This is a genomic window from Paracoccus sp. Ld10 (genome assembly GCF_045064235.1).
GTDB lineage: Bacteria > Pseudomonadota > Alphaproteobacteria > Rhodobacterales > Rhodobacteraceae > Paracoccus.
Genome location: NZ_JBISHD010000028.1, coordinates 145,660 through 160,715 on the forward strand (window position 1 = coordinate 145,660; position 15,056 = coordinate 160,715).

The 15,056-nt window shown below is 65.5% G+C and carries 14 protein-coding genes; 10 read left to right on the top strand and 4 right to left on the bottom strand.

Features of this window, described 5'->3' with window-relative positions:
* Nucleotides 1-91: 91 nt before the first annotated feature.
* Genes ACJJVR_RS11360 through ACJJVR_RS11375 form a run of 4 tightly spaced genes read right to left on the bottom strand, consistent with a single transcriptional unit; the run spans nt 92 to nt 5,379 of the window.
* Nucleotides 92-1,246, bottom strand: a complete 1,155-nt coding sequence (locus tag ACJJVR_RS11360) for a glycosyltransferase (protein WP_405404644.1) — start codon at nt 1,244-1,246, stop codon at nt 92-94.
* A complete protein-coding gene (locus ACJJVR_RS11365) occupies nt 1,243-2,211 on the bottom strand; it encodes a glycosyltransferase (RefSeq protein WP_405404646.1) in 969 nt (322 codons plus the stop codon). The genes ACJJVR_RS11360 and ACJJVR_RS11365 overlap by 4 nt, the downstream gene beginning before the upstream one ends.
* Nucleotides 2,208-3,368 carry a glycosyltransferase gene (locus ACJJVR_RS11370; RefSeq protein ID WP_405404648.1) on the bottom strand — a complete coding sequence of 387 codons (1,161 nt, stop codon included), beginning with the start codon at nt 3,366-3,368 and terminating at the stop codon, nt 2,208-2,210. Before ACJJVR_RS11370 ends, ACJJVR_RS11365 begins: the two co-directional genes overlap by 4 nt.
* Complete coding sequence (locus ACJJVR_RS11375) at nt 3,361-5,379, bottom strand: HAD-IIB family hydrolase (RefSeq protein WP_405404649.1); 2,019 nt, start codon at nt 5,377-5,379, stop codon at nt 3,361-3,363. Before ACJJVR_RS11375 ends, ACJJVR_RS11370 begins: the two co-directional genes overlap by 8 nt.
* Before the next feature lie 258 nt (nt 5,380-5,637).
* On the opposite strand from ACJJVR_RS11375, the gene ACJJVR_RS11380 reads away from it, so the two are divergent.
* The 10 genes from ACJJVR_RS11380 to ACJJVR_RS11425 all read left to right on the top strand — a co-directional run bounded on the left by ACJJVR_RS11380 (nt 5,638) and on the right by ACJJVR_RS11425 (nt 15,043).
* Nucleotides 5,638-5,943 (top strand): DUF2282 domain-containing protein, encoded by a 306-nt coding sequence (locus ACJJVR_RS11380; RefSeq protein WP_405404651.1) that lies wholly within the window; start codon nt 5,638-5,640, stop codon nt 5,941-5,943.
* Nucleotides 5,944-6,002: 59 nt separating this feature from the next.
* Complete coding sequence (locus tag ACJJVR_RS11385) at nt 6,003-6,848, top strand: DUF692 family multinuclear iron-containing protein (protein WP_405404652.1); 846 nt, start codon at nt 6,003-6,005, stop codon at nt 6,846-6,848.
* Complete coding sequence (locus ACJJVR_RS11390; protein WP_405404654.1) at nt 6,838-7,584, top strand: putative DNA-binding domain-containing protein; 747 nt, start codon at nt 6,838-6,840, stop codon at nt 7,582-7,584. The genes ACJJVR_RS11385 and ACJJVR_RS11390 overlap by 11 nt, the downstream gene beginning before the upstream one ends.
* Nucleotides 7,581-7,985 carry a DoxX family protein gene (locus ACJJVR_RS11395; protein WP_405404656.1) on the top strand — a complete coding sequence of 135 codons (405 nt, stop codon included), beginning with the start codon at nt 7,581-7,583 and terminating at the stop codon, nt 7,983-7,985. The genes ACJJVR_RS11390 and ACJJVR_RS11395 overlap by 4 nt, the downstream gene beginning before the upstream one ends.
* An 89-nt stretch (nt 7,986-8,074) precedes the next feature.
* Nucleotides 8,075-8,620 (top strand): sigma-70 family RNA polymerase sigma factor, encoded by a 546-nt coding sequence (locus ACJJVR_RS11400; protein WP_405404658.1) that lies wholly within the window; start codon nt 8,075-8,077, stop codon nt 8,618-8,620.
* Nucleotides 8,617-9,261: an NrsF family protein gene (locus ACJJVR_RS11405; RefSeq protein WP_405404660.1), complete on the top strand. Its 645-nt coding sequence runs from the start codon at nt 8,617-8,619 to the stop codon at nt 9,259-9,261. Before ACJJVR_RS11400 ends, ACJJVR_RS11405 begins: the two co-directional genes overlap by 4 nt.
* A gap of 1,617 nt (nt 9,262-10,878) precedes the next feature.
* Entirely contained in the window at nt 10,879-11,637 is a 759-nt protein-coding gene (locus tag ACJJVR_RS11410; protein WP_405404661.1) for a FadR/GntR family transcriptional regulator, read from the top strand.
* A 24-nt stretch (nt 11,638-11,661) separates the two neighbouring features.
* Entirely contained in the window at nt 11,662-13,170 is a 1,509-nt protein-coding gene (locus tag ACJJVR_RS11415; protein ID WP_405404663.1) for an ABC transporter substrate-binding protein, read from the top strand.
* A gap of 68 nt (nt 13,171-13,238) precedes the next feature.
* Nucleotides 13,239-14,186, top strand: a complete 948-nt coding sequence (locus ACJJVR_RS11420; RefSeq protein WP_405404665.1) for an ABC transporter permease — start codon at nt 13,239-13,241, stop codon at nt 14,184-14,186.
* Nucleotides 14,183-15,043: an ABC transporter permease gene (locus tag ACJJVR_RS11425; protein ID WP_405404666.1), complete on the top strand. Its 861-nt coding sequence runs from the start codon at nt 14,183-14,185 to the stop codon at nt 15,041-15,043. Before ACJJVR_RS11420 ends, ACJJVR_RS11425 begins: the two co-directional genes overlap by 4 nt.
* Nucleotides 15,044-15,056: the final 13 nt, after the last annotated feature.

Here is a 15,056-nt window from a genome sequence, read left to right on the forward strand (position 1 = left end):
TGTCGCCAAACCCGTGATGCCCTATCACCGCAGCGCGCGTTGGGGTTCTTTCATCTGTCGGTCCGTCGGGTATCCCTGACAGGGTTCTGCCTCAGGGACGCACTGCGTCAGCCAGACGCGCGGTCAGCGACGGCGGCAATTCTATCGGCGGATAATCGACCGGCTGCGCGCGATCATGCCGTCGGGCGATCACTTCGGCATACAACGACAACAACGTGTCGATCATGCGGTCCAGTCCGAAATGATCGGTGACATGGCGGCGCGGCACCTCACGGGGAATGTCCATCGCCCGGACCAGCGCGCGGTCCAGCCCGGTGCCGTCGGGGGCGGAAAACCGTCCCGCCGGGCCCAGCACTTCGTGGACCGCGCCCATCGCGACGGCGGCGACGGGCGTGCCGCAGGCCATCGCCTCGATCGCGGTCAGGCCAAAGGGTTCGTCCCATTGCGGCGTGAACAGCAGTGCCGACGCACGACCGTATTCCGCCGCCAGGTCCGGTCCCGCCAGATGCCCCCCAAACCGGGTGTCACCCGACAGATGCGGACGGACCTTTGCCTCGAAATAGTCGCCATCCTCGATGCTGCCGAACAGCGTCAGGGCAACCCCCGCCCGCTGCGCGGCGGCGATCGCCAGATGCGGCGCCTTGTTCGGCGTGATCCGTCCCGCCCAGACTGCCTGCCCGTTGCCCTGCGGTGAATACGGCCACTGGGCAAGGTCGATGCCGTTGGGGACCACCCGCGTCGATGCAGGCGCATGTTCCGGGAAATACGCCGCCAGATGCCGCCGCGAACAGCCCGTCGTCACATGCCACGGCGCAACACTGTCGCGCACCGCCCGACGTAGCGCGTCAAATGGCGGTACGTGCAGCGATGTCACCATCGGCACACGGGCCGCCCGTGCAAAGCGCGGGGGAAAGCGGTGCAGCGTGTTGTTGTGGATCACGTCGAACCCCATGCCCGCCAGCGTTGTCAGGCTGTCGGCATGGTGGCGGTCCAGATGTTCATTCAGCGCTGCTGTTCCGTGATATTGGTGCCATGGATAGTCACGGTCGTAATGCTGCGCCATCAGTGGCAACAGAGGCACGTCAACACGGCTGCCACCCGCCGCGACCAGCGTCACGTCATGTCCACGCGCCTGCAGGGCATGGACCAGATGGTGGGCATGAACCTCCATCCCGCCCATGAATGGCGCGGCGATAGGATGGCGGCAATGCGCCATCACCGCAATCCGCAGCGGGTGCGCGGTCATTCGGCGGCAGGCAGCAGCAGGGCACGTTGTTCGCGGACCGTTCGTTCAGCCGAAATACGCCCATCTTGCGCCTGCATATGCAGGTGGTCGATGACACGGCGGGAATTAGCATAGGGCATGTGACCTTGCTGTTCGCACAGTGCGAATTCTGCGGGACCGGGCTCGCGCAGCACCTTCAGGCCGTCCGTCGTGTTGCGGATCAGGCCCATCAGCTTGAACGCATACAGCCAGTGTTCCATGGTGCGGTGGCCCCATTTGCGGGCGAATACCTCGGTGTTGCGCAGCACGGAATGCAGGTGATGCACGGGCGGCATGCAATGAGGGTGATATTGGTGATAGACGCGGCCCCCTGCGATCCACCAGATCGGGGCGCCGCTTTCCGACCATGCACGGCCGAAATCGGTATCCTCGCCGCCATAGCCGGTGAATGCCTCGTCAAAGCGGGGACCGTCCAGCCAATCCTGTCGCCACAGTGCAAAGTTCAGCGACCAGAAACACCGATAGTCCGCGCATGCCTCCAGCCCCGCCGCAGGGGGGCCCTGACGGTCGGAATGCTTGACAGCGATGGCGGCGAAACGGTCGAAATCCAGCCCGGCATCAGAGGTGTTGTGCGGCAGGTACATGACCTCGCCCATGAACAGGCCCCGATGACCCGCCATGCGGTCCAGATAGCCCGTGATGAAATCGGGCGCAGGAATGCAGTCGACATCAACGAATACCAACATCTCGCCCGTCGCCGCGTCGGCCACCGCGTTGCGCGCCGCCGACAGCGGCAGCTCTGGCGCCGTCACGCGGATCTGACGGATGGGGAAATCAGTGGCCGGCAGGTCGGTATACTCGTCATCCTGCATCACCCCGATGATCAGTTCGGACGGTTTGTGATGCTGGGCCTGAAAGCCGGCAACGACATTGCGCAAATGGGCCGCACGGCCCGCAGCGATTGTCAGGGCGGAAACGTGGATCATGCAGAAGCTCCTTCGGGAATGCGGATCGGGGCGCGCGCGGACCACAGGTCGCGCACAAGGGTTTCCAGCCATCGGGCCGTGTCATTCGCGGGATCGGGTGTCACCAGACGCGCCTGTGCGGCAGGGTCGTGTTCGTCCATCGCCCGCGTCACCGCCGAGCGCCAGGCATGCGCGCTGGAGGGCAGATGCGGCAGGTGCAGCGCCACGCCGGCGCGGGCCAAGGCGTGAGCCTTCACGTGCTGTTCGTCGAAATAGCGCCATTCAGGCACCACGATCCAGGGTCGCCCGGTGGCCAGCACCTGCGCGCAGGTGGTGTTGCCAGTCGACGATATCACCAGATCCGCGGCCGCGACATGCGTCGCCGGGTCGTCCACCCAGCCTCGGTGGGTCAGGTTGCAACCCTGTGTCGCGTGCCAGTCGGATTGGGTGGCGCCGATGGTCATCCAGTGCCAATCGGGAAAGGCGCGTGCGGCCACGCCCATCGGTGCCTGCGCGAACCCCGTGCCGCCCGCCCCTGACACCAGCAGCGCAACCGGCCGGTCGGGGTCCAGCCCCAGGGCGCGCCGCGCCGTTGCCCGGTCGATCGGCGCTACGGCAGGAATGCCAAGCCCGGGGGCAAAATGGATGCGATCCGCAAAGGGCTGCCAATCCGGCTGCGCCAGCGCCGGGGAAAACGGCGCCAGCAGGCCGACCGCGCCCGCATAGGCCGCCTGATGACCCGCATCGCTGCGGTCGCCATGTTGCAGGATCTTGACGTGGGGGACCGAACAGATGCGCGACAGTTGCGCGATTTCGGCGCTGACATCGCAGATCATCAGCGCGGGGTCTTCGCTGGCGAACCATCCCGCGATCTGGCCCATCGCCTGCCTGATGCCCGGCCACCCCAGGGGCGCGCAATGCAGGGTGTCGGGCGTGGGCACATGGTCCATGTCGCATTCGCCCCCTGTCCGTTCAAACAGGGACGGGATGGCGACGATGCGCGCCTGTGAGGCCAGCGGCGGAAAGATATCGTCGCGCGCGCAAAAGATCGTCACAGGACGGTCGGTCGGCAGGGCGTTGACGATGGCCGCACAGCGTTCGGCGTGACCCCGCCCCTGATGGTGGACGAAATAGCCAAAGGGCCGCTGGCCCGAACCGGTGGGGGTCAGATCACGCATGCTGTGCCTGGCGCGCCAACCCCAGCTGCGCCAGACCGTCGATCACCCCTGCCGCATGGTGATAGCGGCTTTGATAGATGCCGCGCCCGCGCAGATGCGACAGTTCCGCATAGGCATTCGACGGCAGGATCGACGCCCCGCTGGCGGCCAGCATGTCGGCATCGTTGCCGCTGTCGCCCGCCGCGATGCAATGGCGCAGGTCGAGGCCGCGGCGCTGCGCCTCGAACCGCAGGGCGGCGGCCTTGCCGGCCGCCTGCGGCAGCACATCGATGAACTGCCCGTGCGAGGCGATGACCCGCGCGGCCAGACCCGCCTGCGCCAGATCGCGTTCGATCGCGGATGCCTGTGCGGCAGTCCCCAGCAACGACAGTTTCCACCGGCGCTGTTCGTAATCGGCCTGCCAGACGGGCCTGCGCGACGTCAGGACGGCGTGCACCGCGTCCCGGTCCCAGTCCGCGTCCAGCAGCGCCGCATAGTCGCCACAGGGATGCAGGCGGTCACCCGCGCCCCACCGCCAGATCTCGGACCCGACAGAGGTGATGAAGACGTCTGGCCGCGGCAACGACCAATCACCCAGCACCCGCCGCGCCTGTGACACCGACCGGCCGGTTGCGACAGCGAACAGCAACCCTTCGTCGCGCTGCGCGTGCCAGTCGACAAACCGCGCGGCGGCCACCGGACAGCCGGTCAGCGTACCGTCGATGTCGCTGGCCAGAATGCGGCGGACCGCGCGGCGCGGCGCAGGAGCCGCGCGATGCAGATCCTGACAGATCGCCACCGACCGCCGCGCCCAGTCCTGCCAGTCGAACGCCGCAAGGGCGCGGGCCTGCGCACGGATGGCACCCTGCGGGTCGTCCATCATCCGCAGGCAGGCGGCTGCGACCTGCGCGGGATCGCAGGGATCGACCAGTGCGCCGTGGCCCAGTTGCGCGATGATATCCACGGGTCCGCCATTGCGCGTGGCCACAACCGGTACGCCGGCCTGCGCGGCCTCGACCAGGGTCAGGCCAAAGGGTTCGTGCAGGGCCGGGTTCACGAACACCCCACCCTGTGCCGCCCGCGCATACAACGCGCGCAGCTGATCGGCATCATGGCGCGGCGGCAGGGCGACCTTGCCCCACAGCCCGTGCCGGTCGATCCGGTCGAACAACCCGTTCAGAACCTGTGCCTGCTCGGTAGGGCCGAAATCGACGCCCTCGCGCAGGCCGGCCACGATCACCAGGTTCGCACGGCTCTGCAACGCCGCAGATGCAGCATAGGCGTCGACCAGACCGACAAGGTTCTTTTTGGTCACCGGGCGCGCCACGGCCAGCACGATGGGCAGGTCGGGTGCGTGCAGAAACGGCGCCAGCAGGGCATCGGCCGCAGCGGTCCCAACATCGGGCAACAGCGTCACACCGGGCGCCACGCAATGGCTGCGCCCTTCGGCGGCCTTGCCATAGGGGCGCAACTGGCGCTCGGCCTCGTCGCGCGACGACACGATGATCGCCGACGCGCCCGCCACCGCGGCCCTTTCCCCCGCGATCCGGTCGCGCAGATCGGGACGGCGCGCAGCCGTGGGGTCCTTTTGCAGGGCCAACGAATGGGGGGTATAGATCCATGGAATGCCAAACTGATCCTGCGCCGCCCGCGCCAGACGGGCCGCGTCTGCGAAATGCGCGTGGATCACGTCGGGCAGGCGATCCATGCCCGCCAGCATGGTGCAGAACGCCTGCGTCAGGGCAGGCAGCTCGGCCTCCAGGGCCTCCTTTGCCAGATAGCGGCGACTTGCCGTCGACAGGCGCAGGATGCGGCATCCGGGCGCCATCTGCTCTGTCGCCTGTGCATGGATTGGGTCCATGCCATCAAAGGCGCGGGTAACGATGTCCACCGACGTGACCTGCGGCAGGGCGGCCTGCGCCAGTGCGGCACCCAGGACATAGGCGATGTGCCCCCCCGTATCCTCGGTGACGCCATAGCGTACCGGAGCGGCCTTGAGGCAACCGCCCAAGGCTAGATGAAGAATGTACATGTTATGCCTTTCGGCAGACTGACTGCAGACCGTGCAATCCGGCCACTGGTGCAGGAACACCGCTGACCAGCCATCGGTTCACGGAAAACCGGTCGACTTAAGAAAGATGAATTGGGCCGTACCGGGCAATGCCTTGCCAACGGGCATCCGCCGCCTGCAGGTAATTCACCGGATCGCTGTAACGGACAGGACATGCGGCGCGATCGGATCTGTATGAAGGCTGCATCAGGCGTCTTCTGTATCGCAACGGAGATGATCATGACCGCATTCACGACCCGTCTTGCCCTTGGCACCTCGCTGGCTTGCGCACTGGGCGCAATGGCCGCCGCCCCCGTCATGGCACAGGACATGGAAAAATGCTTTGGCGTTTCGATGGCCGGGCAGAACGACTGTGCTGCGGGACCGGGCACGACGTGCGCCGGCACCTCTGTCGTTGATTATCAGGGCAACGCCTGGTCGCTGGTGCCGGCCGGTACCTGCACCACGATGGACCTGCCCGCGCAGGCCGACGGTACGGCCCGCATGGGCACGCTGGAGGAACAGATGCGCGACCTGCCCGCCTGATCCGTCACGGACCGCGCGGGGGGATCGCCCCGCGCGTCCACTTCCAAAAGGGTGTTGCCATGTCCCGCCTTCCCGCCACTCCCGGCGTCGGTTTCAAACCTCAGCATTTCGCCGCGATCCGTCAGGATGCCCGCCCCGTCGGGTTCTTTGAGGTCCACGCCGAAAACTACCTTGGCGCAGGTGGCCTGCCCCACGCGCAACTGACTGCGCTGCGCGCTGATTTCGCGCTGTCGCTGCACGGTGTCGGCCTGTCGATCGGCAGCCCGCACGGGTTGGACGGGAACCACCTGACGCGGCTGCGCGCGCTGTGCGACCGTTATCAGCCCGACAGCTTTTCCGAACATCTGGCATGGTCCAGCCACGGTGCCGAATACCTGAACGACCTGTTGCCCCTGCCGTATACGCCCCAGACACTGGCGCTTGTCATCGATCACGTCGACGAGGTGCAGACCGCGCTGGCCCGTCCGATCCTGTTGGAAAACCCGGCCAGCTACCTGACGTTCGAGCAGTCGGAAATCCCCGAGACCCAGTTCCTTCAGGCCATTGCACAGGCCACCGACTGCGGGTTGCTGCTGGACGTCAACAATCTCTATGTCTCGGCGGTGAACCATCGGCGCGACCCCTGGGAATGGCTGGACGCCTTTCCGCTGAACCTTGTGCAAGAGATCCATCTAGGCGGCCATGCGGCAGAGGAGCTGCCGTCCGGTCCGCTGCTGATCGACGATCACGGCAGCGCCGTTGGCGACCCGGTCTGGGCGCTGTACGCGGACGTCATTGCACGTCAGGGCCCGCTGCCCACACTGGTCGAATGGGACAACCACGTGCCCGACTGGCCCCTTCTTGCGGCCGAGGCCGCGCGCGCAGGCGCGATCCTGCGCAATGCAGGGCTGGCCCGTGCCGTTTGATCACACCCATTTCACGGCGGCATTCGATGCCGCACTGCGCGGCGGGCCGCTGCCCCTTGGCGTGTCCGGACCCGAGGCCGAGCGTCGCTTTGCCGTCTATCGCAACAACGTCGCGGTCGGCCTGTCGGCTGCGCTGGCGCAGCGGTTTCCGGTGATCCAAAGGCTGGTCGGGGCGAAATATTTCGCAGCACTGGCCGCCAGCTTTGTCGCGACCGACCGGCCACGGTCGCCCGTGATGGCGGAATGGGGCACCGGATTCGCCCCGTTTCTTGCCGATTTTGCGCCTTTGGCCGCCTGGCCTTGGATGGCCGATGTGGCGCGGATCGAACATGCCCGCGGGCTGGCCTTTCATGCCGCCGACGCTGCACCGGTCCAACAGATTCGGTTGGCCCATGCCGATGCCGCCTCGCTGAGGCTGGGCCTTCACCCTTCGGTGATGGTGCTGCCATTGCGCCATGCGGGCGTCGCGGCCTGGGCGATGAACCAACCCGGCATGACCCCCGGCCCCGTCCCACCGGGACCACAGATCGCGCTGATCCTGCGCGATCCGCACTGGACCGTGCCAGTCACCGCGATCAGCGCCGCCGACGCCGCCATGATCGCGGCTATCCCGACGGGGTCGCTGGCGCAGGCCGCACAGGCCGCGCAGGCGGTGCAGCCCGACCATGATCCGCAACCGCTGCTGCTTTTGCTAATGCGCTCGGGCAGCCTGACCGACACGGGGACAGCGCCATGAAACCCATCCTGACCGATCTGGCAGGCCTCGCCCTGCGCCTGTTTCCAGCGGCGGTATTCTGGCAATCGGGTCGCACCAAGGTCCAGGGATGGTCGATTAAGGACAGCACCTGGTTCCTGTTCGAACACGAATATGCCCTGCCCCTTATCCCATCGGACTGGGCCGCCGTGGCAGCGACCGTGGCGGAACATCTGCTGCCGATGTTGCTGATCGTGGGCCTGATGACGCGCGTTTCGGCGCTGGCGCTGCTGGTTATGACGGCGACGATCCAGATCTTTGTCTATCCATCGGCATGGATCACGCATGGCCTTTGGGCCGCGGCGTTTCTGGCGCTGATCGCGCATGGGCCGGGACGGTGGTCGGTGGACCATATCCTGATGACGCGCAGCGTTCAGCCGTGATCGCGCATGCCGCCATCGTGCCTTGCCAGGCTGCCCTGCCAGCGGTTAGCCTGCGACCAGCCGCACAGGGGCGCAGACAAGGACCGGGCATGCAACAGGACGGCACCGAATGGGCGACACTTCTGGCGACGGCGCAGGCCGGCGACAGCCGCGCCATGTCCCGGTTCCTGACGCAGGTGACGCCGCTGATCCGTGCCGTGGTGCGCGCCCGCGGGCGCAGCCTGCCGCGCGACCTGCACGAGGATATCGTTCAGGAAGTTCTGTTGGCCATCCATCTGAAACGCGACAGCTGGCAACCCGACACCCCGCTGCGGCCATGGCTGTACGCGGTCACCCGGTACAAGGTCATCGACGCGTTCCGCAGGCGTGGCAGCCGGGTCCATCTGCCCATCCATGATTTTGACGACATCATCGCGGACAGCCGCAATGATGATCCGACCGCCGCGCGCGATCTTGGCGTGCTGTTATCACGCATCGACCCGCGATCCGCGGGCATCGTCCGTGCCGTCGGAATCGAAGGGCACAGCTCGGATGACGTTGCCGCGCGCCTTGGCATGACCGACGGCGCCGTCCGGGTCGCCCTGCACCGCGCCATGAAAAAATTGTCCGCAATCGGACTGGGAACACGCGAATGACACATGCATCCTCGACCGAGGCGCTGATCGCGCGACTGGCGGCAGAGTCGCAGCCGACAGCACGGTTCTCGACCGTGCGGATGACTGTCGCGATGGCGGGAACGGCACTGCTGGGCCTGACGCTGCAAATGACGCTGTCCGGGCCGCGCGCCGACCTGGCGGCGTCGCTGGCCGATCCGGTGACGCTGGCCAAACCGCTGCTGCCGCTGATGGCACTGCTGATCGTGTGGCCGCAGGTGGCGCGCGTGGGGCGACCGGGTGCGCGCCTCAACATCTGGCCTCTGGCGTTGCCCATGACGCTGGCGCTGGTACTGGCGTGCTGGGCGCTGTTTCAAACGCCGGGCGACAGGCTGATGAACGAGTGGCTGGGCCATTCGGCGAAAAACTGCATGATTGCGGTGCTGGCCCTGTCGGCGGCACCGTTGATCGCGGGGATTTGGATGATGCGCCGGGGCGCCAGCACACGTCCCGTATTGGCAGGCGCGCTGATCGGGCTGGCAGCGGGGGCTGGCGCGGCGACCGGCTATGCGCTGTCCTGCACCGAGGATTCGCCCCTTTTCTATGTGTTCTGGTATGGTGCGGCCATTGTCTTGTCATCAGTGGCGGGCGCGGTCGCCGGACACAAGCGCCTGCGCTGGTGATCGGGTTTATCCACATTTTTCGTGGACAGAACCGGGGGTAACCGCGAAAAGCCACGATATGCCAAGGCCTTGGTCAGTGTGGCTTTATCAGGCGCTTCGGGCACGATCATGAAACGGTTGTGATGTCCGCGCGTCCACGCTGCCACGCTGCCACGCTGCCACCGGGTGGCGATAGCGGTCGCACACGTCCCTCCATGACCTCCGACAGCTGGCCGGGCTTCACAAGCGCAGGCCGCCCCCAGGTCAACGCCCCCTTGAAAAGCCGTCCCACCGGGAATTTCTCCAATCGAACACGTGATGATCGACCGGAACGGCATCTCTGGCACCCATCACCAGCAGCCCATCGGGATTGGCCGCAATCCGCCTGCGCAGCCAAAACGCCTTCGCACGTGGGATGCGGAAAAGACCGACAGGTGCAGCTTCAGGAATAAGGCGGGGCCGCATGTCGCATGTCTTTCAGCAGACCAAACATGGGCGTGATCCGATAGCGTTTGCTCTCGTGATGCACGCTGTGTCCCGTCAGCCTGTGGCAGACCGCGCGACATCGCCGCCGCATCGGTGCAGTCGCCGCGTTTGGAACCAAATGGTCCGGGCCTTTGCGTCGGTCACGGCAACGCCGCTTTGCGTTCCGTTCCGGGGCCGATCTGGGCGCTGGATGAGTATCAACATGTCAGGAGCAGAGCGCACTGGGACAGCGTCACCTTGCCCCAGCCGTCCCGGATCGTGCCGCCGTGGGGCGTCCACCGGCGTTGCAACGCATGGGCGATATGGACGCTGATCGGCAGGCGCAATGGTGATCGACGAGCCCCGTGGGGGATTGCCGGCGCAGGACCTGTGGCGGTGGGCGGCAGTCCACGGATGTTTGGGGTCGTCCCGTGACCGCTGGTGGAACTGAACCCACGGACGAACAGACCCCTGTCCTGTCGTGCAAGACAGGGCCAGCCGCTGTACAGGACGCAACGACGCCCAAGGGTGTGGTCGGTCCCGGCATCCATGCAGGCGCGCTGTGCGTTACCCGCAGTACTCCGCCCTTGCTGGCGGCAGAACGCAAAAGGTGCCGTGGCCAACGTCGCGGACTCGAAGCCCTGATCAATGCGGATGCCTGGATCGGCGTGAACTCACTGTACCAAGGAAACCTGCGCATCAAAGGCACTGTTTATCACGGGGCGGTGGGTTCACGACGCATGCGCCAGATGGCATCAGTGCTGCGCCGTGATCGCCATCACATGCCCGGGCGGACATTGACTGAGGCGACGCGTGGGCATGCGTTCAACACTGTGAACATGCCGACAATGCAGTGCGGACGGCGTAGGACCAATGGGATCAGGCCCCGATTCCCGGCAGCCAAGGGTGTGATACCACCTGTGATACGGGTCACAGATGATCGTACCGAGAGTTTTCTCAATGCGACCACATATTGAGCAATCAAGATCAAGAAATCGGCACTGGCAAACCATTACGCTGTAATGGTTCGCCTTTAATCCCCGTCAGAGATGCCGAACCAGTCCCGTAACGGCGCCATTTTCACCGTTACAACGTGATAGCCAGTCAACGCTCTTGCATGACGGCAGATTTGTGACAGCATGAACCAATACCGAAATGGTTCAGGCGCGTTTTATGATAGACCCCGACATTCCTGATGATGGTCCTGTGACGGGTCATGGAAACATGACCTCTGCCTATGCGCTGGAGCGGTTGCGCGCGTGGGTCGGTGACGCAGGTCATCCGAACGGCACCCGCCTGCCGACGGAACGGCAGCTCTCTGAACAGATGGGCGTCGGGCGTCGGGCAATCCGTCGCGCGCTGGAGGTGCTGGAGGCCGAGGGCCGCATCACCCGGCGCCAGGGGGCGGGCACCTTTGTCGGCGGTCAGATCGATACGTCGGCATCAACCACCGCCACCGACTTTTTCGAAATCATGGAGGTGCGCCTGCGCCTGGAACCGCAACTGGCAGCCCTGGCAGCCCTGCGCGCAAACCCCGTCCAGCTTGCCCGCATGCACGAGTTGTCGGACCGCATCGCCCAGTGCATCGATGCCGACGAGGGAGAGTTGTGGGACGGCACCCTGCACCGCCAGATCGCCGAAGCGGCGGGCAATGCCCTGTTCCTGTCGCTGTTCGACGTGGTCAACCGCATCCGCCAGGATCCTGCCTGGCAGGCGGTTCGCGAACGTGCCCGGGGCGGCCAGGTGATGCACGCACTGCCCGTGGCCCAGCACCGCGCCATCGTCGACGCCATCGCCGCCCGCGACCCGCAGGAGGCCGCCGAACAGATGCGGCTGCATCTGCTGATGCTCCAGGAAAAGCTGATCCGCGTCGGATCACCGGACCTGCCCGCACACGACACCAAAAGGCCGGACCAACCGGCCCATGCTTGACCCCCAACACGAAGGACATACCCCATGACCCGCCATCTGCTGACCGCCACTGCGCTGGCTGCCCTTTTGACCGCGATGCCCGCCGCCGCGCAGGAGTTGCGCATCGGCCTGGGCGACGACGCCGACATTCTGGACCCTGATCAATCGCGTACCTTTGTCGGTCGCATCGTCTATGCCGGCCTGTGTGACAAGCTGGTCGATCTGGACGCCGACGTGAACATCATCCCGATGCTGGCCACCGATTGGGCCTATTCCGACGACGGCATGCAGCTGGTCATGAACCTGCGCGAAGGCGTGGTGTTCCACGATGGCACGCCCTTTGATGCGGACGCTGTCGTGGCCAACATCACACGTTCGATGACGCTGCCGGAATCGCGCCGCAAGTCCGAGCTGTCATCCGTCGCCAGCATCACCGCCACAGGGCCGCTGCAGGTGACATTCCAGCTGACCGCACCGGACGCGTCGCTGGTGGCACAGCTGTCGGACCGCGCGGGCATGATGATCTCGCCCACCGCGGCCGAGGCGTCGGGCGCTGATTTCGGGCTGAACCCTGTCTGTTCGGGGCCCTTCAAGTTCGTCGAACGTATCCAGCAGGACCGCATCGTGCTGGAAAAATTCGACGACTATTATGACGCCGACCGGATTCATATCGAGCGCGTGACCTATCGTCCGATCCCTGACACGACCGTGCGGCTGGCCAACCTGCGGTCGGGCGAACTGGACATCGTCGAGCGGCTTGCGGCCCCGGACGTGGCAGCCGTCAGCCAGGATCCGGCCCTGCAATTGCAGGAGGCCGTGGGCCTTGGCTACATGGGCATTTACGTGAACATCGACAATGGCGACCGTTCACAGACCCCGGTGGGTCAGGATGCCCGCGTGCGTCAGGCATTCTCGCTGGCAGTCGACCGCGAGGCGCTGAACCAGGTCGTCTTTGAGGGCACGGCGCGCGCGGGCAATCAGCCCTTTCCGCCGACCTCGCCCTGGTACAACCAGGACCTGCCCGTGCAGCCGCGCGACATCGAGGCCGCGCGCGCCCTGCTGGCCGAGGCAGGTCAGGACCGCGTCGCGCTGGAAATCCAGCATGCCAACACGCCCGTGACCGCGCAGATGATGCAGGTCATTCAGGCCATGGTCGCCGAGGCCGGTTTCGACGTCACCCTGCGCGCAACTGAATTTGCGACGCTGCTGGCGGAACAGACGGCGGGCAATTTCCAGTTCTCGCGGTCGGACTGGTCGGGACGTCCTGACCCGGACGGCAACCTGCACCAGTTCGTGACCTGCGAGGGCGGCATCAACGATCCGAAATACTGCAACCCCGAGGTCGACCGCCTGCTGAACGAGGCCCGCGCCGCCAGCGACGTGGCGGTCCGCAAGGATCTGTATGACCAGGCCAGCGTGATCCTGAACAAGGACCTGCCGGTGATCTATCTGGGCCACCAGACCTATATCTTTGCACTGGAACAATCGGTTCAGGGGTTTGAGGCACTGCCCGACGGGATGATCCGTCTGCAGGATGTCACGCTGTCCGAATGACCTCGATCGACTGACCTTGAATGGGGGCGCATCTCTTGCGCCCCCGATCCAAGGGCGAAAGGACCCCAATGCTGATCTATATCGCCAAGCGCCTGCTGGTGGCGTTGCCCACATTGCTGATCGTATCCATGCTGGTCTTTGGCCTGCAGATGCTGTTGCCGGGCGACCCCGTCCTGGCCATGGCAGGCGAGGAACGCGACCCCGAGACGCTGGCCCGCATCCGCGAACAGCTGAACCTGGATGACCCCATTCCGGTGCAATACCTGCGCTGGCTGGGCGGCGTCCTGACCGGTGATTTCGGCACATCCCTGCGGACCGGCGAACCGGTGGCGCAACTGATCGCCCAAAAACTGCCCGTGACGATCCAGCTGGCGATCATGTCGATGATCTTTGCAGCCCTGATCGGCATTCCCACGGGGATCATCGCGGCAGTCAAAAAGGGCACCGCGCTGGACTGGACGGCAAACATCGTCGCGCTGTCCGGCCTGTCCGTTCCGAATTTCTGGTTGGGGATCATGCTGATCCTGTTGGTTTCGGTCAATCTGGGCTGGCTGCCGGCATCGGGCTATGAATCGATCTTCGTCGATCCGGTGCGATCGTTGCAGACGATGATCATGCCGGCATTCGTGCTGGGAACCGGGCTGGCCGCGACGCTGATGCGGCACACCCGGTCGGCGATGCTGGGCGTGTTGAGCGCCGACTATATCCGCACCGCCCGTGCCAAGGGTCTGTCGGGCCGTCAGGTGGTGCTGAAACACAGCTTTCGCAACGCGCTGTTGCCGGTGATCACGCTGACCGCGTTGCTGTTCGGCGAATTGCTGGCCGGTGCCGTGCTAACCGAACAGATCTTTACCATTCCCGGTTTCGGCAAGCTGATCGTCGATGCGGTGTTCAACCGCGACTATGCCGTGGTCCAGGGGGTCGTGCTGTGCACGGCTGTCGGTTTCCTGCTGATGAACCTGATCGCTGACGTGCTGTCCGTGATGCTGAACCCCCGGATGAGGGCCGCCCTATGACCGCCATCGACATGCCCGCACCCCGCGCCAAAAGCCGCTTCTGGCGCAAGTTCCGGCGCAACCGCGCGGCGCTTGTGGGCGGTATCATCGTGGCCTTTTTCGCCCTGATCGCGATTGCCGCGCCCGTTCTTCCCATTGCCGATCCGCTGGCCACCAGTTGGACGGCAATTCGTTTGGCACCATCGGCAGAATACCTGATGGGGTCGGATGATATCGGGCGCGATATCCTGTCGCGCATGATCTGGGGCGCGCAGGCGTCCTTGATGGCGGGCGTCGTGTCCGTCGCCATCGCGGTGCTGACGGGCGTGCCCATCGGGCTGATCGCCGGCTATTTCGGCGGCTGGACCGACACGATCATCTCTCGGTTCACCGACGCGCTGCTGGCGATGCCGTTCCTGATCATGGCAATTGCGCTGGCCGCCTTTCTGGGCCCCAGCCTGACCAACGCGATGATCGCCATCGGCCTGTCCGCCATGCCGATCTTTATCCGCCTGACCCGCGCGCAGGTCATGGCCGTCAAGACAGAGGACTATGTCGAGGGCGCCCGTGCCATCGGCCTGGGCCACATGGCGATCATGGGCCGCTATGTCCTGCCGAACATCGTGCCGCCGATCATCGTACAGGCGACGCTGACCATTGCGACCGCGATCATCGCCGAGGCGTCGTTGTCCTTTCTGGGCCTGGGCCAGCAGGCCCCTGCCCCCAGCTGGGGTTCGATGCTGAACGTGGCCAAGAATTTTCTGACCCAGGCTCCCTGGATGGCCTGGTGGCCGGGGGCGGCGATCTTTCTGGTCGTGATCGGCTTCAACCTGATTGGCGACGGGCTGCGCGATGCGCTGGACCCGCGTGAACACTGACCGCAAGGACATC

Coding starts and splice junctions, on each gene's coding strand:
- ACJJVR_RS11425 (WP_405404666.1), top strand. CDS start 14,183: ATGACCGCCATCGACATGCCCGCACCCCGCGCCAAAAGCCGCTTCTGG.
- ACJJVR_RS11360 (WP_405404644.1), bottom strand. CDS start 1,246: ATGACCGCGCACCCGCTGCGGATTGCGGTGATGGCGCATTGCCGCCAT.
- ACJJVR_RS11370 (WP_405404648.1), bottom strand. CDS start 3,368: ATGCGTGATCTGACCCCCACCGGTTCGGGCCAGCGGCCCTTTGGCTAT.
- ACJJVR_RS11385 (WP_405404652.1), top strand. CDS start 6,003: ATGTCCCGCCTTCCCGCCACTCCCGGCGTCGGTTTCAAACCTCAGCAT.
- ACJJVR_RS11415 (WP_405404663.1), top strand. CDS start 11,662: ATGACCCGCCATCTGCTGACCGCCACTGCGCTGGCTGCCCTTTTGACC.
- ACJJVR_RS11410 (WP_405404661.1), top strand. CDS start 10,879: ATGATAGACCCCGACATTCCTGATGATGGTCCTGTGACGGGTCATGGA.
- ACJJVR_RS11380 (WP_405404651.1), top strand. CDS start 5,638: ATGACCGCATTCACGACCCGTCTTGCCCTTGGCACCTCGCTGGCTTGC.
- ACJJVR_RS11365 (WP_405404646.1), bottom strand. CDS start 2,211: ATGATCCACGTTTCCGCCCTGACAATCGCTGCGGGCCGTGCGGCCCAT.
- ACJJVR_RS11420 (WP_405404665.1), top strand. CDS start 13,239: ATGCTGATCTATATCGCCAAGCGCCTGCTGGTGGCGTTGCCCACATTG.
- ACJJVR_RS11395 (WP_405404656.1), top strand. CDS start 7,581: ATGAAACCCATCCTGACCGATCTGGCAGGCCTCGCCCTGCGCCTGTTT.
- ACJJVR_RS11375 (WP_405404649.1), bottom strand. CDS start 5,379: ATGTACATTCTTCATCTAGCCTTGGGCGGTTGCCTCAAGGCCGCTCCG.
- ACJJVR_RS11405 (WP_405404660.1), top strand. CDS start 8,617: ATGACACATGCATCCTCGACCGAGGCGCTGATCGCGCGACTGGCGGCA.
- ACJJVR_RS11400 (WP_405404658.1), top strand. CDS start 8,075: ATGCAACAGGACGGCACCGAATGGGCGACACTTCTGGCGACGGCGCAG.